Raw genomic sequence first — 20534 nt, forward strand, 5'->3', positions numbered from 1 at the left:
TCATTGGCCTCCAGCGGTGGCGATGGGCGCCGGCGCGGCGCGGTGCAGTGCAAGGTGGGCGGCCTCGACGTCGGGTTTGCCCTGGACGGGATCGCGCGGGCCGGCCTGGTGCACGTCGTAGCGGCGGTTGTGCGCCACCTCCTCCGGCGTGCAGCGGCCTGCGTGCGTGAACGAGATGTGCCAGTGCTCGTTCACGCACACGAGGTCGACGTGGCGGCGCTTGGCATAGGCCTGCAGCCCCAGCACGTGGCCCCAGATCTCGCCCCACGTCTCGTCTTTCTGTTCAAGGTCCAGCACGATGCGTCCGCTGCCCGGCTGGGCGCGCAAGGCGTCGTACAGGGCCGGGATGTCCGGACGGTTGTAGAACACGGTGTACATCGGATCCTGTTTCGCCTGGTGCCAGATGCCGCCCAGCGCCCACAAGGTCAGCACGGCCGCGACGGCGGTCTTCGCCGTGCCCGCGCCGCCGGCCTGGAACACGATCAGCGCCAGCAGCGCGCAGGCGAGCGCCGGCACCGCGTAATAGAACAGCGCGATGTAGTTGTAGTCCAGGTTGTCGACGCCGACCTTCACGTAGAACAGCACGGCCACGGTCGCGGCGACGAACGCCGCGCCGAGCGCACGCGCCGCGCGGCCGATGCCCCGCCCTTTGGCGCCGCCGCCATCCACGAGCAGCAGCACGAGCAGCGCCAGGCCGCACGCGACGGACGGTCCGGCGCCCCAGTAGGCGGACACGTAACGCACCGTCTGCTCCAGCGTATTGCCCTTGTTGTCGTGGCCGAACCGCAGGTAGTCGGCCACCGGTCCGGGCCAGTGGCGGACGGTCGCCACGATCAGCGGCACGAAGAACAGGAACAGCAGGCCGACGGCGGTAAGTAGCGCGCGGCGGTTTGCGCGCAGCCAGCCGGGAGACAGCACGCGCAGCGCGCGGTCGTCGCGCGTCGTCAGGAGGTTCACGGCCAGCACGACGATCAGTATCACGCCCAGCATCGGCACGAACGACACGTGGCCGTTGATCAGGAAGCCGCTCGCGATGGCCAGCGCCTTGAGGCTGTCCGCATGGCCGTGCACGAGGCGCGCGATCGCCACCAGCGTGGCCGCATACGGCAGCACGTACAGGTGCGGGAACCAGATGCCGTTGACGATCGCATGGTCGCTGCGCGCGATCATGAGCACCACGACGGCGGCGAACAGCAGCGCGGGCACGAGCGCCGCGCCGCTCCTGCGCACCAGGGCGACGATCAGCACGATCCAGGCAGCGTTGTACAGGCAGCCCGCGACCACCTGGCCGGACAGCGGCGACGGCACGAGGTGCAGCCAGTCGTGCAGGACCAGCTCGCCGAAGGCCAGCACGTACAGGATCGCGGGGCCGGGGTGGTTGAAGCCGACGCGCGAGTAGTTGCCGACGGCGAGGTGCAGCCGCTTGGCATCCTGGATCAGCAGGCTGTTGGCCGCGAAGTCGCCGACCTCGTGGTTGACCGTGAGGATAGGGCCGATCTGGCTGGCGATCAGCGCGCAGGCGACCAGCACGAACAGCAGTGCCCAGGTCAGGAAGCGCGAACGTGGCGTATCCGGCATGACGTCAAATGTTCATCTTGTTGAAGACAAACGCCGGCAGGTGGCGGATGATCATCATGATCACGAACCACTTGCCCGGCGCGTACACGACCGGCTTGCCGGCGGCGGAACCGTCGACGATCTGGCGCGCGACCTGTTCGACGGGCGCGAGGCCCTTTTGCGGCAGGTGCGCCGTCATCGGCGTCGCCGTCGGCCCCGGTTTGACCAGCACGACCTTCAAATTGCTCCCGCTGCCGGCCAGGCGGTGCTGCAGGCCCTGCGCGTAGCGCGTGACGAGGCCCTTGGCCGCGCCGTACACATAGTTCGAACGGCGCCCGCGGTCGCCCGCGACGGAGCCGATGATCGTGATGACGCCGCCCACGGGTTCCATGTGGCCGGCGAACGCTTCCGCGAACAGCACGGGCGACACGCCGTTCACGTCCAGCGCCTCGTACGCGGCAGCGAGGTCGCGCTGGCATTGCTGCTGGTCCGGCAGCGAGCCGTGCGCGATCAGCACCTGCTGCGGCATGCCGTCCGCGACGATGCCGTCGGTGAGCAGCCGGATCGCGCGCGGATCGGAAAAGTCGACGGTGCGGACAAGCACGGTGGCGCCGCGCACGCGCAGGTCCGCGGCCACGCGTTCCAGGCGGCCGGCGTCGCGGCCGACAAGGGTCAGCGCGAGGGCCCCTTCGACCGGGCGGTGCCCGGTCGCCCACAGGCGCGCGCAATGCTCGGCGATCGAAGAAGTCGCACCGACGATCACGATGCGTTGGAGGGAATCCGGCATATCAGCTTCCTATCAGACGGCGCGACATCGACGAGCTGATGCCCGGGTCGCGGTATTGCAAGAATTCGGCCAGGCGCGGGTAGCCCGATTCGAACAGGTCGCGCGGCATACGCGCATCCTTGGCCGCGTAGATACGCCCGCCCGCGTCGCGCACGATGGCGTCCAGGCGGTCGAACAGGGCGTTCGTCCGCTCGCCGCGGTTCGGAAAATCCAGCGCCAACGTGACGCCGGGCCGCGGAAAACTCATCATGCCGCGGCTCGCGCGGTCGCCGAAGGTTTTCAGCACGGCCAGGAACGAGCCCTGCCCCGACGCCTTGATCGTTTCCAGCATCGCCTGGATCGCGACGCGTCCCGCCTCGCGCGGCACGACGCTCTGGTACTGGTAAAACCCGCGCGGGCCGTACATGCGGTTCCAGTCGTGCAGGTTGTCCAGCGGGTATGTGTACTTCTCGAAGTGCGCGATGGCGTAGCCGGCCTTCAGCACGTTGGCGCGGTAATACGTCTCGTTGAACGCGCGCAGCGAGAGGCCGTTCACGAGCGACACGGGCGGCACGAACGGCACCCGCTTCGGTTTGCGGCCGGACTGGGCTTCGCGGTCCGGAATCCCGGCGAGATTCGCGCGGAAGAACAGGCCGCGGCCGATGCCGGACAGGCAGTCGACCCACGACACCGTCTGCTCCCAGCCGGCCTCGGAGCTGTCGGCCAGCGCGAAGAATTCGTCGAGGTTGCGGTATGGGACCGTGTCGGTCACGAGCCAGGGCCCGGACACGCGCCGCAACTGCAGCTCGGCCTCGACGATCACGCCCGTGAGGCCCATGCCGCCGACGGTGGCCGCGAACCAGCCCGGCTCGATGTCCGGCCCGCAATCGATCACGCGGCCGTCCGTGCGCGCCAGGCGCAGGCCCAGCACGTGGTCGCCGAACGACCCGAGCACGTGATGGTTCTTGCCGTGCACGTCGTTGGCGATGGCGCCGCCCACCGTGATCATCTGCGTGCCCGGCGTGACCGGCAGCAGCCAGCCGCGGGCGATGCTCATGCGCTGGATGTTGCGCAGCAGCACGCCCGCTTCGCAGCGCAGGCGGCCGGTGGCAGGATCGAACGCGATGAAGCGGTCCAGGCCCGTCATGCGCCACAGGCGCCCGTCCGGGTTCAGGCACACGTCGCCATAGCTGCGCGCATTGCCCTGCGCGAGGCCGCGGCTGCCCGCGACGGCGCGCACGGCCTGGTCGCGGTCGGACAGCGGGACCAGGTCGTGTTCGTGGCTGTCCAGCCGGCCCCACGACGAAACTTTTACCATGGCCACCCGAGGGCGCCGACGACGAGCGCGGCGCCGAATGCGAGTCCGGCCAGCTGGCTGGCGCGGTCCTTCACGGCGAACACCACGGGGTCGTCGTGCATGTGGCCGCGGTGCGCCTGCATCCAGATCCAGCTGATCCAGAAGATCAGCACGGGCACGGCGCCCCACACGGCTTCCGGACGTTCGTACAGTTCGAGCACGACTTCGCTGTTCAGGTACAGCGCCAGCACGACGGCGGATGCGTAGCCGGCCGTGACGCCGAGGTTCAGCACGAGCGGCTCGTCGCTCGTGTAATAACCGCGGCCATGCACCTTCTGCTTGCCGGACAGCGCCTGCGATTTCAGCTCGGCATAGCGCTTCACGAACGCCAGCGAGAGGAACAGGAACACGGAAAACGCCAGCAGCCAGAACGACAGCGGCATCGACAGCGCGGCCGCGCCGGCCGTGATGCGCAAGGTGTACAGCATGGCGAGCGTGATGCAGTCCAGGAGGATCACGCGTTTCAAACCCCACGAGTACACGCACGTGAGCACGAAATAGAACAGGAGCCAGGGCAGGAACGTACCGCCGACGAAGGCCCCGAGCGCGAGACTGACGGCAAGCAGCACGGGCGCGAGCACGACGCCCTGCCAGGCCGGCACGGCGCCGGAGGCGAACGGGCGCAGGCGCTTGCGCGGGTGGGCGCGGTCGCTCTCCAGGTCCAGCAGATCGTTGGCGATGTAGACGGTCGACGCGCACAGGCTGAACGAGACGAAGGCCAGTACGAGGGTCAGCCAGCCGTCGATGTCGGCGATACGGTGCGCGGCCATCAGCGGCACGAACAGCAGCAGGTTCTTCATCCACTGGTGCACGCGCAGGACCTTGCGCCAGGCCGCAAAGCCGCGCGGCTGCGGCGGGAATTCGCGCTCGACGTTGCACAGCGCCGCCGCCTTTTGCGCGAGCCCGCGGGCGCCGTTGACGACGATCGCCTTGCGCGCGCGGCGCCACACCTTCAGGTCGGCGCTGGAATTGCCAACGTAGTCGAAGTTGCCGTGGCCGTAGTGCTGTGCCAGCGCGTCCGCCTTGTTGTCGCCGGCCAGGTTGACGGCACCGTCGCTGGCCAGCACGTCGTCGAATACGCCCAGGTGGTCCGCCACCGCTTGCGCGATCGAGCGGTCGGACGCCGTGCACAGCACGATGCGGCGGCCGGCCGCGCGCTCTTCCTTGAGCCAGGCCAGCAGCGATTCGTTATACGGCAGCAGCGACGCGTCGAAGCTGCTGCGGCTGGCCAGCTCACTCTTGAGGACGGCCTTGCCTTGCAGAAGCCACAGCGGGATGCGCAACACGTCCAGCGGACGGTCGCGCGAGACCCGCAGCGCGGACTCGTGCAGCATGTCGGTATGGATCAGCGTACCGTCCAGGTCGACGATCAAAGGGGCCGTGTTCAATTGAATGTCCTGCAGGAAGACTGGCGAGCTCATGCGGTACCGCCAGACACTGTGAAATACTTAATAGCAAAAGTTCAGTATTATAACCGAGCAATATGAATGGCTTCTTGATTTCAGCCTTGCGTGTTTTGGCTTTATTGTAACGATTTGTCATCTTTTTCACCGTGAGGCGACGATGTTTTCCCATGTCTTCATCGGCGTCCGCGATTTCGACCGGGCGCTCGCGTTCTATGGGCCGCTGCTGGCGGCGCTGGGCCTGGAAGCGCGCTTTTGCGACCGGTCGCGTCCGTGGGCCGGCTGGCAAAACCCCGGTCAGCCGCGGCCCCTGTTCCTCATCGGCGCCCCGTACGATGGCCAGCCGCACGCAACCGGCAACGGCCAGATGACGGCCCTGCTCGCCCGCGACCGCGCGGCCGTCGATGCGGCTTACGACATCGCGCTGGCGCACGGCGGCAGCGGCGACGGCGCGCCGGGCCTGCGTCCCCACTACCACGAGCATTACTACGGCGCGTACGTGCGCGACCCGGACGGCAACAAGTTGTGCGTGGTGTGCCACGATCCGGCCTGAAAGGACGACACTTGTCTGCACTCCTTGCCTGCAGCGCTTTCGCGATCGGCGTCGTCTGCGGTTCGTTGTGCTGGGGGCTGTGCGCGCCTACCGGGCCGGCGGGCGCTGGGTGAACGCCGTGCTGGCCGGCGTGTTCGCATATGCGGGCGTGCGCATGCTGCTGGCCAGCCAGGCGCGCTGAATCAGATCAGGACCAGGTTGTCGCGGTGAACCAGCTCGGGCGCCTCGACGTAGCCGAGAATGGCTTCGATCTCGCTGGAAGAATGACGCATGATGCGTTTGACTTCGCCGCTCGTGTAGTTGGTGAGACCACGCGCGATCTCGTTGCCCGCTTCGTCCACGCAGCCCACGAGGGCGCCGCGGCCGAATTCGCCGCGCACGGCCGTCACGCCGATCGGCAGCAGCGATTTACCTTCTTTCACCAGCTTCTGCACGGCGCCGGCATCCAGCACGAGCTGGCCGGCCGTGTGCAGGTGGTCGATCATCCACTGGCGGCGCGCGGTCAGGCGCGCGGTCGGTGCCGTCAGCTGCGTGCCGATCGCTTCGCCGTGTGCGAGGCGCGTCAGGACGTTGTCTTCGCGGCCCCACGCGATCACGGTGTGCGCACCGGAGCGCGCCGCGCGCTTGGCAGCCAGTACCTTCGTCAGCATGCCGCCGCGGCCGATGCTGCTGCCCGCGCCGCCGGCCATCGCTTCCAGCGACGTGTCGCCGGCCTGGGCTTCCTCGATCAGGCGCGCGGACGGGTCCTTGCGCGGATCGGCCGAGTACAGGCCCTTCTGGTCGGTCAGGATCACGAGGGCATCCGCCTCGATCAGGTTGGCGACGAGCGCGCCCAGGGTGTCGTTGTCGCCGAACTTGATCTCGTCCGTGACGACAGTGTCGTTCTCGTTGATGATCGGGACGACGCCGAGACGCAGCAACGTGGTCAGCGTGGAGCGCGCGTTCAGGTAGCGTTCGCGGTCGGCCAGGTCGGCGTGCGTGAGCAGCACCTGCGCCGTTTTCACGCCGTGGCTGCGGAAGCTCGTCTCGTAGATCTGCGCGAGGCCCATCTGGCCGCATGCGGCGCAGGCCTGCAGTTCGTGGATGTCGGTCGGGCGCGACGTAAAACCGAGGCGCAGCATGCCTTCGGCGATGGCGCCCGAGGACACGAGCACGACTTCCTTGCCGAGCGAACGGAGGGACGAGATCTGCGCGGCCCAGCGCGCGATGGCCTCGTGATCGAGGCCGCGGCCTTCGTTGGTGACGAGCGAGGAGCCGACTTTGACGATGATGCGGCTGGAAGACTGGAGGACGGATTTCATGGCGACGGTCGGATTGACAGGAAGCGTCCTTGCGGGCGCAGGCCGATCAGCGCCAGGCCGACCGCCAGCTCGATCCCGCTGACGACGAACAATAAGCCCTGGGGCAGGCCGATCGCGAAGGCCGCGACGAGGCGGCCAAGCGGCTGCGCCAGGATGAATAATGCTGCGAGGTCGCCGAGGATGGGCTGGTCGCCCTGCCTGGCCGCCAGCAGAGCCAGCCCCGCGGTGGCGAGGCGCACTCCGACGTAGAGGGCATAGAACTGGCTGTAGCCGTTCACGCCCACGGGGAACAGTCCCATCGCATCCGCCACGCGGTCCGGATCCAGCAGGGCCGCGAGCGCGGCCAGCGAATGGGCGGACGCCGCGACCGACAGCAGCTGGCCGCGCAGGCGCGCGCGCCAGTTGCTGCTTGCGGTCTGGACGATGGTGACTGCCAACGACTTAATCTTCGAGGATCTTGAAGCGGGGATCGTCCGGATCGATCGACGAGATGCCGCGCGCTTCCTCGGTCATCTGCGTCTCCTCCGAGCGCTGCTCGCTGTGGCGCGTCTCTTCGAGATGCCTGTAGATCGCGTGCACGAGGTCTTCGCAGCCTTCGCGGTTCAGCGCCGAGATCTCGAAGACGGGGCCCTTCCAGGCCATGCGCTTGATGAAGTCCTTGACGACCTTCTTGCGCTCGTCTTCCGGCACGACGTCCAGCTTGTTCAGCACGAGCCAGCGCGGCTTGTTCACGAGTTCCTCGTCGTACTTCTCGAGTTCCTTCACGAGCGCCTTGGCTTCCTTGACCGGGTCGGTCTTGCCGTCCATCGGGGCGAGGTCGACGATGTGCAGCAGCAGGCCCGTGCGGCTCAGGTGGCGCAGGAACTGGTGCCCGAGGCCGGCGCCTTCCGCCGCGCCTTCGATCAGGCCCGGAATGTCGGCGATGACGAAGCTCTTCGCATGCGACACGCGCACGACGCCGAGGTTCGGGTGCAGGGTCGTGAACGGATAATCCGCGATCTTCGGACGCGCGTTCGACACGGCCGTGATGAACGTCGACTTGCCGGCGTTCGGCATGCCCAGCAGGCCCACGTCGGCCAGCACCTTCAGTTCGAGGCGCAGCTCGCGGCGTTCGCCGTCCTTGCCGTCCGTCTTCTGGCGCGGCGCGCGGTTGGTCGACGTCTTGAAGTGGATGTTGCCCCAGCCGCCCTCGCCGCCCTTGGCCAGCAGCTCGACCTGTTCGTGCTCCGTCAGGTCGGCGATGATCTCGCCGGTGACGTCGTCGACGATCAGGGTGCCGACCGGCATGCGCAGGTAGACGTCTTCCGCGCCCTTGCCGTAGCAATCGGAACCGCGGCCCGGCTCGCCGTTGCGCGCCGTGTGGACCTTGGAAAAGCGGAAGTCGACCAGCGTGTTGACGTTGCGGTCGGCGACTGCGTAGATCGAGCCGCCGCGGCCGCCGTCGCCGCCGTCCGGACCGCCGAACGGGCGGAATTTCTCGCGGCGGAACGAGGCGCAGCCGTTGCCGCCGTCGCCGGCGATGACTTCGATGCGTGCTTCGTCGATAAACTTCATGATGAGACCACCAAAACGAAAGGCTGTGTCACTGTTAAAAGCGGACCAGGCGTCCATGATAGACGAACGGCCGCGGAACGTTCCGCACTTAACGGTGACAACGCCGAAAATTAAAAAGGCCCTACCGGAGGGCAGAGCCTATCGATTGCAAGGCTTGGACGCCTTACCGAGCGGGGCACCGTGGCCCCGCTGATGCCGCAATTAAGCAGCGACTGCTTCAGCAGCAACGACGGTCACGTACTGCTTCGAACCGACGCCTTGCTTGACGAACTTGACCGTGCCATCGATCAGGGCGAACAGGGTGTGATCCTTGCCCAGGCCAACGTTGGTGCCCGGACGAACCTGGGTACCGCGCTGACGCACGATGATGCCGCCGGCGTTGATCGCCTGGCCGCCGTAGACTTTCACGCCGAGGCGTTTGCTTTCTGAGTCACGGCCGTTGCGGGTAGTACCGCCGCCTTTTTTGTGTGCCATTTAGATGCTCCTTGATGACTGAATAGGGACGCGCGGCAATTAGCCGTTGATCGCAACCACTTGGATTTCGGTGTAGTTCTGGCGATGGCCTTGACGCTTCTGGTAGTGCTTACGACGACGCATTTTGAAAATGCGCACTTTGTCGTGACGACCATGCGAAACAACAGTCACGCGAACCGAAGCACCTTCCACCAGCGGAGCACCAAACTTGATGCTCTCGCCCTCGCCGACGGCGAGAACCTGATCGATAGTGAGTTCGGAACCAATGTCTGCCGGTATCTGTTCTACTTTGAGTTTTTCGCCAGCGACAACTTTGTATTGCTTGCCACCGGTTTTTATGACCGCGTACATGATTTGAAACCTCATTGATTGTTAAGAAATATTCCCTGCATCTAGGCGAGGTAAACAGCCGGGGATTCGGGAACAGAGGATTATACATGGAATGGTGCGCAGCGTCAAAACGGTTGTGGTGGCGCGGCAGGCCTCGCGGGCTGGCCTCTGGCGCCACTGGGAAAAAGGGCGCCTTTTCCTTGCATGTCGTATAATCGCGACTCAACAAAACCTATCCGCATCCAACGTCAGCAGGTCCGCCTTGTCCGCCGCCACCCAAACCGCACAACAGAACCCCATCACCCGCACGATCGCAGCAGACATGGAGGCCGTCAACACGGTGATCCGCGAGCGGTTGCAGTCCGAAGTCGCGCTGGTGAACCAGATCGCCGAGTACATCATCAGTGCCGGCGGCAAGCGGATCCGTCCCGTGCTGGTGCTGCTGCTGGCGAATGCCTACGGCTACAAGGGCGCCGGCCACCACGAGCTGGCGGCCGTCGTGGAATTCATCCACACCGCTACCCTGCTGCACGACGACGTCGTCGACGAATCCTCGATGCGCCGCGGCCGCCAGACGGCAAACGCCATGTTCGGCAACGCCGCGTCGGTGCTGGTCGGCGACTACCTGTACTCGCGGTCGTTCGAGATGATGACGAGCCTGGACAACATGCGCATCATGCAGATCCTGTCGCGCGCCACGACCGTCATCGCGGAAGGCGAAGTGCTGCAACTCCTGAACATGCACGATCCGGATGTCACGCAGGAAAGCTATCTGCGCGTGATCCGTTCGAAAACGGCCAAGCTGTTCGAGGCGGCCGCGCAACTGGGCGCCCTCGTCGCCGGCGCGAACGACGCGCAGATCGAAGCGGCCGGCGAATACGGCCGCTCGCTGGGCACGGCCTTCCAGCTGATCGACGACGTGCTCGACTACGCGGGCGACGCCGCCGAGATCGGCAAGAACGTGGGCGACGACCTGCGCGAAGGCAAGCCGACCTTGCCGCTGATCTACGTGATGGAAAACGGCACGCCGGAGCAGCGCGAACTGATCCGCACCTGCATCGAACAGGGCGACGAAACCCATTTCGACGCGGTGCTGGCGGCTGTCTCGAGCAGCGGCGCGCTGGACTTCACGCGCCGCGAAGCGGAGACCGCGGCACGCCGCGCGGCCGCCGCGATCGCCGATTTGCCGCCGAGCGAATACAAGGACAGCCTCCTGCAGTTATGCACCTTCGCTGTTGACAGAAACCATTGAGGCAACTATAGTAATGCCTTCCCGAGATTTCGGCGACGAAGTCTCAAACAGTCGGGGTGTAGCTTAGCCCGGTAGAGCGCTACGTTCGGGACGTAGAGGCCGGAGGTTCGAATCCTCTCACCCCGACCATCTGTTTTTCTCCCTCAGCAGTATCCATACCAGTCGGGGTGTAGCTTAGCCCGGTAGAGCGCTACGTTCGGGACGTAGAGGCCGGAGGTTCGAATCCTCTCACCCCGACCACCCTCCCCAGTCATTTCCTTCCGCTGCTCCAGTCTTCTTGACAGGCATCGTCTCGTCCCCTACGCTCCGGCCGCTACCGACAGACAAAGGGAACTCATGCGCGCAGCAATCTTGTATGGCGTTTTTGCAGGCCTGCTGGCAGCGGCCCCGGCGCAGGCCGACCGCCTGGACGACATCGCCGCGCGCGGCGTGCTGCGCGTAGGCAGTACCGGCGACTACAAGCCCTTCAGCTACCGGCCCGCGAGTGGCGAATTCATCGGCATGGATGTCGAGCTGGCCGGCGAGCTGGCGCAGGCGCTCGGCGTGCAGTTGCAACTGGTGCCGACCAGCTGGCCGACGCTGATGGCCGACCTGGGCGCGGACAAGTTCGATCTCGCACTGAGCGGCGTGTCGGTGACGGCCGAGCGGCAACGGCAAGCGCTGTTTTCGGTGCCCTATCTGCACGATGGCAAGACGCCGATCACGCGCTGCGAAAACGTCGCACGCTTCCAGACGCTGGCGCAGATCGACCGGCCGGACGTAAGGCTGATCGTCAATCCGGGCGGCACTAACGAACGCTTCGCCCGCGCCCGGGCGCCGCGCGCGCAGCTGACCGTGTATCCGGACAATGTGACCATCTTCGGCCAGATCGTCAGCGGCGCGGCCGACCTGATGATGACCGACGCCATCGAAACCCGTTTGCAGCAGCGCCTGCATCCGCAGCTGTGCGCGGTGCATCCGGACGCGCCGTTCGACATGACGGACAAGGCGATCCTGCTGCCGCGCGACAAGGCGCTGAAGGCGTATGTCGACCACTGGCTGCAGCAGCGCCTGGACAACGGCGACGTGCAACAGCGCCTGGACCGCTGGCTGGCGTTCCCTTGGGGGCTGGAGCCATTGCGCCAGGCCATCGACGAACGCCTGCTGCTGGCGCAGGATGTGGCGCGCGCCAAGTGGAATACGAAGACGCCCATCGAAGACCTGCCGCGCGAAGAACTCGTCATCGCCGCGGCAGTGCGCCAGGGTGCCTCGCTGGGCTTGCCGGAGGCGTGGGTGCGCAGCGTGTTCCGGGCGCAGATCGAAGCCTCCAAGACCGTGCAGCGCGCGCTCTACCACCGCTGGCAGGCAGAGGACGCCGGCCATTTCGACGACGCGCCCGATCTCGCCCAAACCATCCGCCCCAGGCTGGACCGCCTCACCACGCAACTGCTGCGCGCCATGGCCGACAATCAGGCCGTGCTGCACGACAGCAACCGCAAGGCCGACGTCGCCGTCGCCATGCATCCGCTGCAGGCGCGCGCCCTCAACCGGGCCGCGGCCGAGCAGGCATTGGCGCCGTTCCTGTCTCCCGACTGACTACATGCGCAGACTGAGCGCCGATCCGCGCCGCGCCAGGAATGCCGTCAACAATTCCGGATAGCGCTGGCTGACCGCCGCCTGGACCGACGGCCGCAGCGCCAACGCCGCGCGCCACGCCTGCAACCTGGCGAGTCCGGTCAGCATGCCGAAGTCGCCGATGCGCTCGAACACGTCGAGATAGCGGAACACCGGCGCAAACACGGCATCGACGATGCAGAAGCGCGCGCCGTCGAACCAGGGCGGCGCGTGCAGCACCTGTTCCACCTGCCGGAAGCGCCGGTGGATGTCGTCGGCTGCGCGCAGCAGGGCCGCTTCGTCGGGCGCGTTATAAAACACCGCGATGGCGTTCAGCAGCGCCGAGCCGAATTCCATCCAGCCCCGGTGGCGCGCTCGTTGCAGCGGCTCAAGCGGATGCAGGCGCGGCGCCACGGTCTCGTCGAGGTATTCGCAGATCACGGCGGACTCGAAGATAGCCTCGCCGCCGGCCAGCAGCACCGGCGTCTTGCCGAGCAGGGACACGCGCAGAAACCAATCCGGCTTGTCCGCCAGGTCGACGTCGCGCCGCTCGAACGGCACACCCTTCTCGTACAGGACAATGGCGGCGCGCTGCACGTACGGGCACAGGGCGTGGCTGACGAGAACGAACGATGGGTTCATGACGGCTCTCCTTGATGGGTGGGAGAGCGCAGTCTATGATTGCGTGATTACAATGGGAATACGCGCATCTGCAAACCATGACTGCAAAAACGCAATCGCCACCCTATCGCATCGGCAGCGCCGACCTGGAGACCGTGCTCGCGCTGGTCCGCGCGGGTACCCTCGCACAGGCCGGGGAACGTCTCGGCGTCGACGGCTCGACGGTCTTCCGCAACCTGCAGCGCATCGAGCGCGGCCTGGGCCAGGCGCTGTTCGAGCGCACGCGCTCCGGCTATCTGCCGGGCGAACTCGCCTTGAACCTGGCGCGCCATGCGGAACGCCAGGAAAGCGAGCTGGAGGCAGCGCGTTCGCTGCTGCAGATCCGGCCGGACCAGGTCTCCGGACAGGTGCGCATCACCACGACGGACACCATCCTGCACGGGCTGGTGGCGCCGTCGCTCAAGGCGCTGCGCGAACGCCATCCGCTGCTGGAGTTCGACCTCGACGCCAGCAACGCGCCCGTCAACCTGGGCCGGCGCGACGCCGACATCGCCATCCGCGCGACGCGCGCACCGCCCGAGCACCTGGTGGGCCGGAACCTCGGACCGATCCGGGTCGCACTGTTTGCCTCGCGCAAGAGCCGGCTGCGCTCGCTCGAGGACGCGATCGAGCGCGGCGTGGCATGGATCGCACCGGACGATGCGTTACCCGACCATCCGTCGGTGCTGTGGCGGCGCCGGCATTTTCCGAAGATTACGCCGGCGTACCGGGTGAGCAGCATCCTGTCGGCGGCGGAGTGCGTCGCGCTCGGCCTGGGCGTCGCGCTGCTGCCGCTGTTCCTCGCGGCGCCGCGCGCCGACTTGCGCCAGATCGGTCCCGAAATCGATGAATGCGTCACCCAACTGTGGCTGCTCTCGCACCCGGAAAGCCGTCATCTCAGGCGGGTGGCGACGGTGCTGCAGCACCTGGCGCAGGAAATCCGCCTGCTTCCCGAATAGCCTTACGGCTGCGCGGTCTCGAACCCGCCGGCCCTGATGCAGCAGGCGCGTGCATCTCGGCCTGGAAAAGCACAGCGCCAGGCCGCGTTGCCGTGGCCTGGCGCTGGTCATTCCTGAGTCTGTCAGTTCTCCGACGACGCCCGGATCCGCACCGCCAGCGCGGCCAGGCTCGAAACGACGGCGAGCAGCACGATGCCGTTCCAGCCCCATGCGGCCAACGCCTGGGCACCGAGCGCGCCGCCCGCTGCCATGCCGACGAACATCGTGGTCATGAAGATCGCGTTCAGCCGGCTGCGGGCTTCGGGTGCGATGCCGTAGACGATGGTCTGGTGGGCGATCATGGTCGCCTGCACGCCCAGGTCGAAGCCGACGGTGGCCAGGGCCAGCAGCACCAGCTGCGCGCCGGTCGACAGGTGCGGCATGGCGAGCATGATCCCGAACGAGGCGACGCTCAGGCCGGCGCCGAGGCGGGTCACGAACTGCGGACCGCGGCGGTCGGCCAGGCGGCCGGCGAACGGCGCGGCCAGCGCGCCGACAGCACCGGCCAGGCCGAACGAACCGGCGGCGGCCGAACCCAGGTGGAACGGGGCGCCGTGCAGCATGACGGCCAGGGTCGACCAGAACGCCGAGAAACCGATCGACAGCAGACCCTGGGCCATGGCGGCGAGGCGCAGCGCGCGGTGTTCTTTCCACAGCGCGAACAGCGAGCCCAGCAGGACCGGATACGGGCTGGTGCTCGTCGGCCTGAAACTCGGCAGCCCGCGGGCGAGGATCGCCGTCGTGAAGGCCGCGACGACGGCCGCGCCGCCGAACACGGCACGCCAGCCGAGGGCTTCCGCCACCAGGCCGCCCACGACGCGCGACAGCAGGATGCCCAGCAGCAGCCCGGTCATGACGGTACCGACGATGCGGCCGCGGTGCGCGGCCGGCGCCAGGGTCGCGGCGGCCGGGACGATGTCCTGGGCGACGGTGGCCAGCAGGCCGACGGCGAGGCTCGCACCCAGCAGCACGGCGAGGCTCGGCGCGGCGGCGATGGCCAGCAGCGCCATGGCCAGCATCAGCGATTTCACGACGATGATGGTGCGGCGGTCGAAACGGTCGCCCAGCGGCGCGAGGAACAGCAGGCCGAGGGCGTAGCCGAACTGCGTCAACGTCGGGATCCAGCCGACGGCCTGGTTGCTCGCATGCAGGTCGGTGGCCAGCACGCCCAGCGTGGGCTGGCTGTAGTAGAGGGCGGCGACGGACAGGCCGGTGCTCGCGGCCAGCAGGAAGATCAGAGGCGAGGTCAGCCTCGTGCGGATCGGTATGACAGTCGCCGTCGTGTGTGCGATGCTCATGTTGGACTCCATGGTGGGTGAGTTGTTGCAGTGCATTATGGAGAAGCGAAACATGGCCGTGTAGCACCGGCGGACGTCGAACTGTTATACGATAGACGTATGAGTACAGACTTTTCGACGATCAATCCATCTGCCGACCGTATGATGCTGGTCGAAACCTTCGTCCGCATCGTGGATGCCGGCAGCCTGTCCGCCGCAGCGCGGGCACTCGCGACGACGCAGCCGACGATCAGCCGGCGCCTGAAGGCATTGGAGAAATCGCTGGGCGTGCGCCTGCTGCAGCGGTCCACGCACGCGATGAAGCTGACGGACGACGGCATGCGCTGCTATGCGCGCGCCAAGGAGCTCATCGCGGGATGGCAGGAATTCGAGAGCGAGATCCGGGGCGCCGTGGACGAACCGGTCGGGATGCTGCGCGTCGTGGCGCCGCACGCGTTCGGCCAGCAGCAGCTGGTCGCGCCGCTGGCGGAATACCTGGCGCGCTATCCGCGCATGACGGTGGACTGGACCCTGCACGACCGCACGCCCGACTTCATCGGCGAGGGCATCGATTGCGCGATCCGCGTGGGCGAGATTCCCGATCCGTCGGTGGTGGCGATCCGGCTCGGCGACGTGCCGCGCATCGTCATCGGGTCACCCGCGCTGTTCCAGGGACGCGCCCTGCCCGCCCATCCGGACGATCTCGGGGCGCTGCCCTGGATCGCCGTCAGCCATTTCTATCGCGACGAGGTGACCTTGACGCATGCGCAGAGCGGCGACACGGTGCGGGTGGCCGTCCGGCCGCGCATCTATACGGACAACCTGTATGCGATGCGCAGCGCCGCCGCGCTGGGCGTGGGCGCGGCGCTGGGTTCGCGCTGGGCGCTGCGCGAGGAACTGGACGCGGGCCGGCTCGTGCAGCTCGTGCCGGAATGGCAGGCGTCGCCGCTGCCGATCTGGCTGATCTATCCGCCGGCGCGCTTCTATCCGGCCCGGCTGCGGCGCTTCATCGACATCATGCGGGTGGCGGTGCCGCAGGCGTACGGGGTGGTGGCGCCAAAGGGCCGTTAGCCCTAAAACCGTCGTTCCCGCGCAGGCGGGAACCCAATTTGCACGCGTTATCGTAATGTAAGCAGAACTTGGGTCCCCGCCTTCGCGGGGACGACGTAATCAGGCTTCCGCGACTTGCGCCTCAGCCAACAACGATCGAATCTCCGGAATGCACGACCCGCAATTGCCGCCCGCCTTCGTGCATGCCGTGACAGCCGCCGCGTCGCACAGATTATTCTCGCGGATCGCGATCTCGATCGTCTTGCGCCCCACGCCGAAGCACGAGCACACGGTCGGTCCGGGATCGATGCCCGGCTCTTTCGCGCGGCCCGCCAGGAGGCTGAGGCGGTCGGCCGGCTCCAGCTGCTCCTTGTCGAACATGCTGGCGAGCCACGTGCGGGCCGGCAGGTCGGTGCGCTGCGCGACAAACAGGCACGCCTCGATGCGGCCGTCGACGAGGTGCACGGCGCGGTACATGCCGCCGTTCTTGTCCTCGACCTCGATCCAGTCCGCGTCGTCGTCGTGCACGTCCAGCAGCCGGCGCGCCCAGTCGTGCGCGGCGGCGAACGGCTTGCGGCCCGCCAGTTCGTAGCGGACGAAGTCCTTGCCCTGCACGCGCGTCCAGTTGGCCGCCTCGCGCAGCGGCAGTTCCGTGCGCGACAGGATGAAGCCGAACCACGTGACGCCGAACGGTTCGATGCGCACGGGCGTGTGCTTGAATTCCGGCTCGCCCGACACCGGGTCGACGGCCGGGTTGACGACGGTGCCCACGCGCGCATCCGACGCGGTCTGGCCGCTCCAGTGGATCGGCATGAACACGCTGCCGCGCGCGATGCCGCCGCCGTGCTGCACGCGTGCCACGACGGCGCCCCAGTCGCTCGTCACGCGCGCGAGCTCGCCCGCCTTCACGCCGCACAGCAGCGCATCCTGCGGGTGCATGTCGATGTACGGTTCCGGGATGTGCTCCGCCAGTTTCTGCGAGCGGCCCGTGCGCGTCATCGTGTGCCACTGGTCGCGCACGCGGCCCGTGTTCAGCACGAGCGGATATTCGCCGCCCGGCAGGTGCGCCGGCGCGCGGGGCACGGTCGGCACGAAGCGCGCGCGGCCGTCGCCGTGCGCGAAGCGGCCGTCGCCGAACAGGCGTTCCGTGCGCTCGCCCGGCGTACGCACCGGCCACTGGACGGGATCGAGCGCATCGTAGTCGGCGCGCGTCATGCCGGACAGGCCTCCGATGTCGAACAGGCGGCGGCGCTGGCCGTCGGTGCCGTTCTTCCACGCGGACAGGCGCGCGTGCTCGTCGAAGATCTCGTGCGCGGATTGGAAATCGAAGCCTTTGAAACCCATGCGGCGGGCGACGTCGCACATGATGTCCCAGTCGGCGCGGGCGCTGCCCGGCGCGGACAGGAACGCGCGCTGGCGCGAGATGCAGCGCTCGGAATTGGTGACGGTGCCATCCTTCTCGCCCCAGCCGAGGGCCGGCAGCAGTACGTGGGCCGCCTCGTTCGTGTCGGTGCCGAGCACGATGTCGCTCGCCACGACCAGCTCGCATTTTTCGAGCGCGCGCCGGGCCTGATCGGCATCGGGCAGGCTCACGAGCGGGTTCGTCGCCATGATCCACACGGCCTTGACTTTGCCGTCCTCAATGGCGCGGAACAGGTCGACGGCTTTCAGGCCGGGCTTGGCGGCGACGTGCGGCGAGCCCCAGAATTCCTGCAGCGCGGCGCGTTGCGCGGCATCGTCGAGGTCCATGTGCGCGGCCAGCATGTTCGCGAGGCCGCCCACTTCGCGTCCGCCCATCGCGTTCGGCTGGCCGGTCAGCGAGAACGGCCCCATCCCCGGGCGGCCGATGCGGCCCGTGATCAGGTGGCAGTTGATGATCGCATTGACCTTGTCGGCGCCGGCGGTCGATTGGTTCACGCCCATCGTGAACGCCGTCACGACCCTCTCCGTGTTGGAGAACAGGTCGTAGAAGCGCTCCAGGTCGCGCGGGTCGAGGCGGCAGGCTTTCGCCACTTCTGCCAGCGAGCCCGCCTTGCCGGCCGCGTCCAGTGCATCGGCCACGCCCGTCGTGTGGCCTTCGATGAAGCTGTCGTCCGCCGCGTGCGCGGCCAGGTGGCCCAGCAGGCCGTCGAACAGCCATACGTCCGTGCCCGGCTTCACGGGCAGGTGCAGGTCGGCGATGTCGCACGTGGCCGTGCGGCGCGGGTCGACGACGACGATCTTGAGCTCCGGACGCTCCTGCTTCGCGCGCGCGATGCGCTGGTACAAGGTCGGGTGGCACCAGGCGGCGTTCGAGCCGACGAGCACGATCAGGTCGGCCTGTTCGAAGTCTTCATAGCAGCCCGGCACGATGTCTTCGCCGAATGCGCGCTTGTGGCCGGCCACGGCCGACGACATGCAGAGGCGCGAGTTCGTGTCGATGTTCGCGCTGCCGACATAGCCCTTCATGAACTTGTTGGCGACGTAGTAGTCCTCGGTCAGCAGCTGGCCGGAGACGTACAGCGCGACGGCCTCCGGACCGTGCTCCGCGATCACGCGCGCGAAGCCGGCTGCGACCTTGTCCAGCGCCTCGTCCCACGACGCTTCGCGCAGCGTGCCCTCTTCACGCAGCATCGGCGCGAGCAGGCGGCCGCGGTTGCCCAGCGTCTCGCCCAGTGCGGAACCTTTTACGCACAGGCGGCCCTGGCTGGCAGGGTGCGCCGCGTCGCCCGCGATCGCAACTGCGCCGTCCTGCCCGACCTGGGCGTTGACGCCGCAGCCGACGCCGCAATACGGGCACGTCGTTTTAACAGTGGTGGGGATGGCGGACAACTTCATGTGCAACTCCTCGTCAGGCCGCTCGGCCGAACAGCAACTGGTCGCGGATGGACGAGATGTCCGTCCGCTGTTGAATCAGGTCGAAGTACCAGGGACCGTCCGCGACGTCCCCGTACAACACGGCGCCCGTCAGGCGGTTGCCCGCGACGACGAGGCGTTTGTAGATGCCGCCGCGGCGGTCGCGCAGCACGAGGTCTTCGCTGCCCTCGCCGCCCACGATGTCGCCGGCCGAGTACAGGTCCACGCCCGTCACCTTCAGCTTCGTCGCGGTGGCCTGCTGCACGTAGCGGCGGTGGCCGGACCCAGCGAGGTGGGCGGCGGCGACGCGTGCCTGGTCCCAGATCGGCGCCACGAGGCCGAACGTGGCGCGGCGGTGCTGCACGCATTCGCCGACGGCGTACACGCGCGGGTCGTAGGTCTGCAGCGTGTCGTCGACGACGATCGCGCGCTCGCAGTGCAGCCCGGCGGCTTTCGCCAGCTCGACGTTCGGACGCACGCCGGCCGCCATCACGACGAGATCGGCGTCCACGGTCTCGCCATCCTCGAAGCGCACGGTACGCACACGGTCCTCGCCCTCGATGGCGACGGTCTGGCGGTTCAAGAGGATGCGCAGGCCGCGCTGTTCCAGGCTGGCGCGCAGCAGTTCCGCGGCGGGTGGGTCGAGCTGCTGGTTCATCAGGCTGCCCATCACGTGCACGACGGCGACTTCCATCCCCTGCCGCAGCAGGCCGTTGGCCGCTTCCAGGCCGAGCAGGCCGCCGCCGATGACGACGGCCTTCCCGCCCGCGCGCGCGGCTTCCAGCATCGTGTCGACGTCGCTGATGTCGCGAAAACCGATCACGCCCGGCAGCTGGTGGCCCGGCACCGGCACGATGAACGGCTTCGAACCGGTGGCGATCAGCAGGCGGTCGTACGGCACCGCGAGACCGGACGCGGCGTGCACGACGCGCTTCTTGCGGTCGATGCGCACGACCGGGTCGCCCGCGTGCAGCGTGATGCCGTTGGCGTCGTACCATTCACGCGTGTTGAGCATGATGTCGTCGACGGTCTTTTCGCCCGCCAGCACGGGCGACAGCAGGATGCGGTTGTAATTCCCGTGCGGCTCCGCGCCGAACACGGTGATGCGGTACATGTCGGGCGCGAGCTTCAGCAGCTCCTCGACCGTGCGCATGCCCGCCATGCCGTTGCCGATGACGACCAGGCGCGGATGGGTCTTCATTTACGCACCCACCCAGACCTTGCCGTCTTCGACGCGCACCGGGTAGCTCGACACCGAGTGGTGCGGCGCTTCCAGGCATTCGCCGGTCTGCAGGTCGAAGTGCTGCTTGTAGATCGGCGACGCGACGACGACGCGCTCGCCGATGCTGCCGACCAGGCCGCGCGACAGCACGGCGGCGTCCGAGTTCGGATCGTAGTTATCGATGGCGAACAGGCGCGGCGACTCGGCGCCCACGCGAAACACGGCCACCTGGCGCCCGTTCAGCAGGGCGGCGACGCCCGTGTCGGGGACGATCTGGTCGAGCGAGCAGACGGCATTCCACTGATTCAGTTGGATATCGCGATGCATGGTGTTCTCCTTGTTCGGGTCAATA

19 protein-coding genes, 2 tRNA genes and 1 pseudogene are annotated in these 20534 nt (G+C 67.5%); 8 read left to right on the forward strand and 14 right to left on the reverse strand.

Features of this window, described 5'->3' with window-relative positions; all coding sequences use genetic code 11:
- From P0M04_RS02700 to P0M04_RS02715, 4 genes are read right to left on the reverse strand one after another with little or no spacing between them, the layout of a single operon-like run.
- Positions 1-1578: a hypothetical protein gene (locus tag P0M04_RS02700; protein WP_259448877.1), complete on the reverse strand. Its 1578-nt coding sequence runs from the start codon at positions 1576-1578 to the stop codon at positions 1-3.
- 4 nt (positions 1579-1582) lie between these two features.
- Entirely contained in the window at positions 1583-2344 is a 762-nt protein-coding gene (locus P0M04_RS02705) for an SDR family NAD(P)-dependent oxidoreductase (protein WP_259448876.1), read from the reverse strand.
- 1 nt (position 2345) lies between these two features.
- Positions 2346-3641 (reverse strand): FAD-binding oxidoreductase, encoded by a 1296-nt coding sequence (locus P0M04_RS02710; protein ID WP_259448875.1) that lies wholly within the window; start codon positions 3639-3641, stop codon positions 2346-2348.
- The gene (locus tag P0M04_RS02715) at positions 3635-5101 is read right to left on the reverse strand and encodes a UbiA family prenyltransferase (protein WP_259448874.1); all 1467 of its coding nucleotides are present in this window, start codon (positions 5099-5101) and stop codon (positions 3635-3637) included. The genes P0M04_RS02710 and P0M04_RS02715 overlap by 7 nt, the downstream gene beginning before the upstream one ends.
- 142 nt (positions 5102-5243) lie before the next feature.
- On the opposite strand from P0M04_RS02715, the gene P0M04_RS02720 reads away from it, so the two are divergent.
- Positions 5244-5636, forward strand: coding sequence for a VOC family protein (locus P0M04_RS02720; protein ID WP_259448873.1), 393 nt, complete (start codon positions 5244-5246; stop codon positions 5634-5636).
- Positions 5637-5818: 182 nt separating this feature from the next.
- Here the strand turns inward: P0M04_RS02720 and proB are convergent, their stop codons facing one another.
- From proB to rplU, 5 genes are all read right to left on the reverse strand, one after another.
- Positions 5819-6937 (reverse strand): glutamate 5-kinase, encoded by a 1119-nt coding sequence (proB, locus tag P0M04_RS02725; protein ID WP_259448872.1) that lies wholly within the window; start codon positions 6935-6937, stop codon positions 5819-5821.
- Complete coding sequence (locus P0M04_RS02730) at positions 6934-7374, reverse strand: hypothetical protein (RefSeq protein ID WP_259448871.1); 441 nt, start codon at positions 7372-7374, stop codon at positions 6934-6936. Before P0M04_RS02730 ends, proB begins: the two co-directional genes overlap by 4 nt.
- A gap of 4 nt (positions 7375-7378) precedes the next feature.
- On the reverse strand, positions 7379-8491 hold the full coding sequence (cgtA, locus tag P0M04_RS02735) for an Obg family GTPase CgtA (protein WP_259448870.1): 1113 nt from the start codon (positions 8489-8491) through the stop codon (positions 7379-7381).
- Between the two features lie 201 nt (positions 8492-8692).
- Entirely contained in the window at positions 8693-8965 is a 273-nt protein-coding gene (gene rpmA, locus P0M04_RS02740) for a 50S ribosomal protein L27 (protein WP_259448869.1), read from the reverse strand.
- Between the two features lie 39 nt (positions 8966-9004).
- Positions 9005-9316 (reverse strand): 50S ribosomal protein L21, encoded by a 312-nt coding sequence (gene rplU / locus P0M04_RS02745; RefSeq protein WP_036230184.1) that lies wholly within the window; start codon positions 9314-9316, stop codon positions 9005-9007.
- Between the two features lie 241 nt (positions 9317-9557).
- On the opposite strand from rplU, the gene ispB reads away from it, so the two are divergent.
- The 5 genes and pseudogenes from ispB (at position 9558) to aroQ (ending at position 12122) form a co-directional block, all read left to right on the forward strand.
- Positions 9558-10547 (forward strand): octaprenyl diphosphate synthase, encoded by a 990-nt coding sequence (ispB, locus tag P0M04_RS02750; protein WP_307727105.1) that lies wholly within the window; start codon positions 9558-9560, stop codon positions 10545-10547.
- A 52-nt stretch (positions 10548-10599) separates the two neighbouring features.
- Positions 10600-10676: transfer RNA gene (locus P0M04_RS02755), tRNA-Pro, on the forward strand.
- Between the two features lie 34 nt (positions 10677-10710).
- Positions 10711-10787, forward strand: a tRNA-Pro gene (locus P0M04_RS02760).
- Between the two features lie 96 nt (positions 10788-10883).
- Positions 10884-11651 (forward strand): annotated as a pseudogene (locus P0M04_RS32840) (transporter substrate-binding domain-containing protein); the annotation flags it as partial.
- 54 nt (positions 11652-11705) lie between these two features.
- A complete protein-coding gene (gene aroQ / locus P0M04_RS32845) occupies positions 11706-12122 on the forward strand; it encodes a gamma subclass chorismate mutase AroQ (protein WP_259449148.1) in 417 nt (138 codons plus the stop codon).
- Here the strand turns inward: aroQ and P0M04_RS02770 are convergent, their stop codons facing one another.
- A complete protein-coding gene (locus tag P0M04_RS02770; protein WP_259448868.1) occupies positions 12123-12782 on the reverse strand; it encodes a glutathione S-transferase family protein in 660 nt (219 codons plus the stop codon).
- A 77-nt stretch (positions 12783-12859) separates the two neighbouring features.
- Here P0M04_RS02770 and P0M04_RS02775 point away from each other — a divergent pair, with 77 nt between their 5' ends.
- Positions 12860-13759: a LysR family transcriptional regulator gene (locus tag P0M04_RS02775; RefSeq protein ID WP_259448867.1), complete on the forward strand. Its 900-nt coding sequence runs from the start codon at positions 12860-12862 to the stop codon at positions 13757-13759.
- Between the two features lie 122 nt (positions 13760-13881).
- Here the strand turns inward: P0M04_RS02775 and P0M04_RS02780 are convergent, their stop codons facing one another.
- Positions 13882-15096: an MFS transporter gene (locus P0M04_RS02780; protein ID WP_259448866.1), complete on the reverse strand. Its 1215-nt coding sequence runs from the start codon at positions 15094-15096 to the stop codon at positions 13882-13884.
- Positions 15097-15195: 99 nt separating this feature from the next.
- Here P0M04_RS02780 and P0M04_RS02785 point away from each other — a divergent pair, with 99 nt between their 5' ends.
- A complete protein-coding gene (locus P0M04_RS02785) occupies positions 15196-16146 on the forward strand; it encodes a LysR family transcriptional regulator (protein WP_259448865.1) in 951 nt (316 codons plus the stop codon).
- A gap of 99 nt (positions 16147-16245) precedes the next feature.
- Here P0M04_RS02785 and P0M04_RS02790 read toward each other — a convergent pair whose 3' ends face one another.
- Genes P0M04_RS02790 through nirD form a run of 3 tightly spaced genes read right to left on the reverse strand, consistent with a single transcriptional unit; the run spans position 16246 to position 20509 of the window.
- Positions 16246-18942, reverse strand: coding sequence for a nitrate reductase (locus P0M04_RS02790; protein ID WP_259448864.1), 2697 nt, complete (start codon positions 18940-18942; stop codon positions 16246-16248).
- Between the two features lie 13 nt (positions 18943-18955).
- Entirely contained in the window at positions 18956-20161 is a 1206-nt protein-coding gene (locus P0M04_RS02795) for an NAD(P)/FAD-dependent oxidoreductase (protein WP_259448863.1), read from the reverse strand.
- A complete protein-coding gene (nirD, locus tag P0M04_RS02800; RefSeq protein ID WP_075794842.1) occupies positions 20162-20509 on the reverse strand; it encodes a nitrite reductase small subunit NirD in 348 nt (115 codons plus the stop codon).
- Between the last annotated feature and the right edge of the window lie 25 nt (positions 20510-20534).

Origin of the sequence: Telluria mixta, assembly GCF_029223865.1 — a bacterium.
Lineage (GTDB): Bacteria > Pseudomonadota > Gammaproteobacteria > Burkholderiales > Burkholderiaceae_D > Telluria > Telluria mixta.

Coding starts and splice junctions, on each gene's coding strand:
- P0M04_RS02700 (WP_259448877.1), bottom strand. CDS start 1,578: ATGCCGGATACGCCACGTTCGCGCTTCCTGACCTGGGCACTGCTGTTC.
- P0M04_RS02715 (WP_259448874.1), bottom strand. CDS start 5,101: ATGAGCTCGCCAGTCTTCCTGCAGGACATTCAATTGAACACGGCCCCT.
- P0M04_RS02720 (WP_259448873.1), top strand. CDS start 5,244: ATGTTTTCCCATGTCTTCATCGGCGTCCGCGATTTCGACCGGGCGCTC.
- P0M04_RS02785 (WP_259448865.1), top strand. CDS start 15,196: ATGAGTACAGACTTTTCGACGATCAATCCATCTGCCGACCGTATGATG.
- P0M04_RS02780 (WP_259448866.1), bottom strand. CDS start 15,096: ATGAGCATCGCACACACGACGGCGACTGTCATACCGATCCGCACGAGG.
- P0M04_RS02770 (WP_259448868.1), bottom strand. CDS start 12,782: ATGAACCCATCGTTCGTTCTCGTCAGCCACGCCCTGTGCCCGTACGTG.
- proB (WP_259448872.1), bottom strand. CDS start 6,937: ATGAAATCCGTCCTCCAGTCTTCCAGCCGCATCATCGTCAAAGTCGGC.
- P0M04_RS02775 (WP_259448867.1), top strand. CDS start 12,860: ATGACTGCAAAAACGCAATCGCCACCCTATCGCATCGGCAGCGCCGAC.
- rplU (WP_036230184.1), bottom strand. CDS start 9,316: ATGTACGCGGTCATAAAAACCGGTGGCAAGCAATACAAAGTTGTCGCT.
- P0M04_RS02795 (WP_259448863.1), bottom strand. CDS start 20,161: ATGAAGACCCATCCGCGCCTGGTCGTCATCGGCAACGGCATGGCGGGC.
- nirD (WP_075794842.1), bottom strand. CDS start 20,509: ATGCATCGCGATATCCAACTGAATCAGTGGAATGCCGTCTGCTCGCTC.
- P0M04_RS02710 (WP_259448875.1), bottom strand. CDS start 3,641: ATGGTAAAAGTTTCGTCGTGGGGCCGGCTGGACAGCCACGAACACGAC.
- cgtA (WP_259448870.1), bottom strand. CDS start 8,491: ATGAAGTTTATCGACGAAGCACGCATCGAAGTCATCGCCGGCGACGGC.
- rpmA (WP_259448869.1), bottom strand. CDS start 8,965: ATGGCACACAAAAAAGGCGGCGGTACTACCCGCAACGGCCGTGACTCA.
- P0M04_RS02790 (WP_259448864.1), bottom strand. CDS start 18,942: ATGAAGTTGTCCGCCATCCCCACCACTGTTAAAACGACGTGCCCGTAT.
- P0M04_RS02705 (WP_259448876.1), bottom strand. CDS start 2,344: ATGCCGGATTCCCTCCAACGCATCGTGATCGTCGGTGCGACTTCTTCG.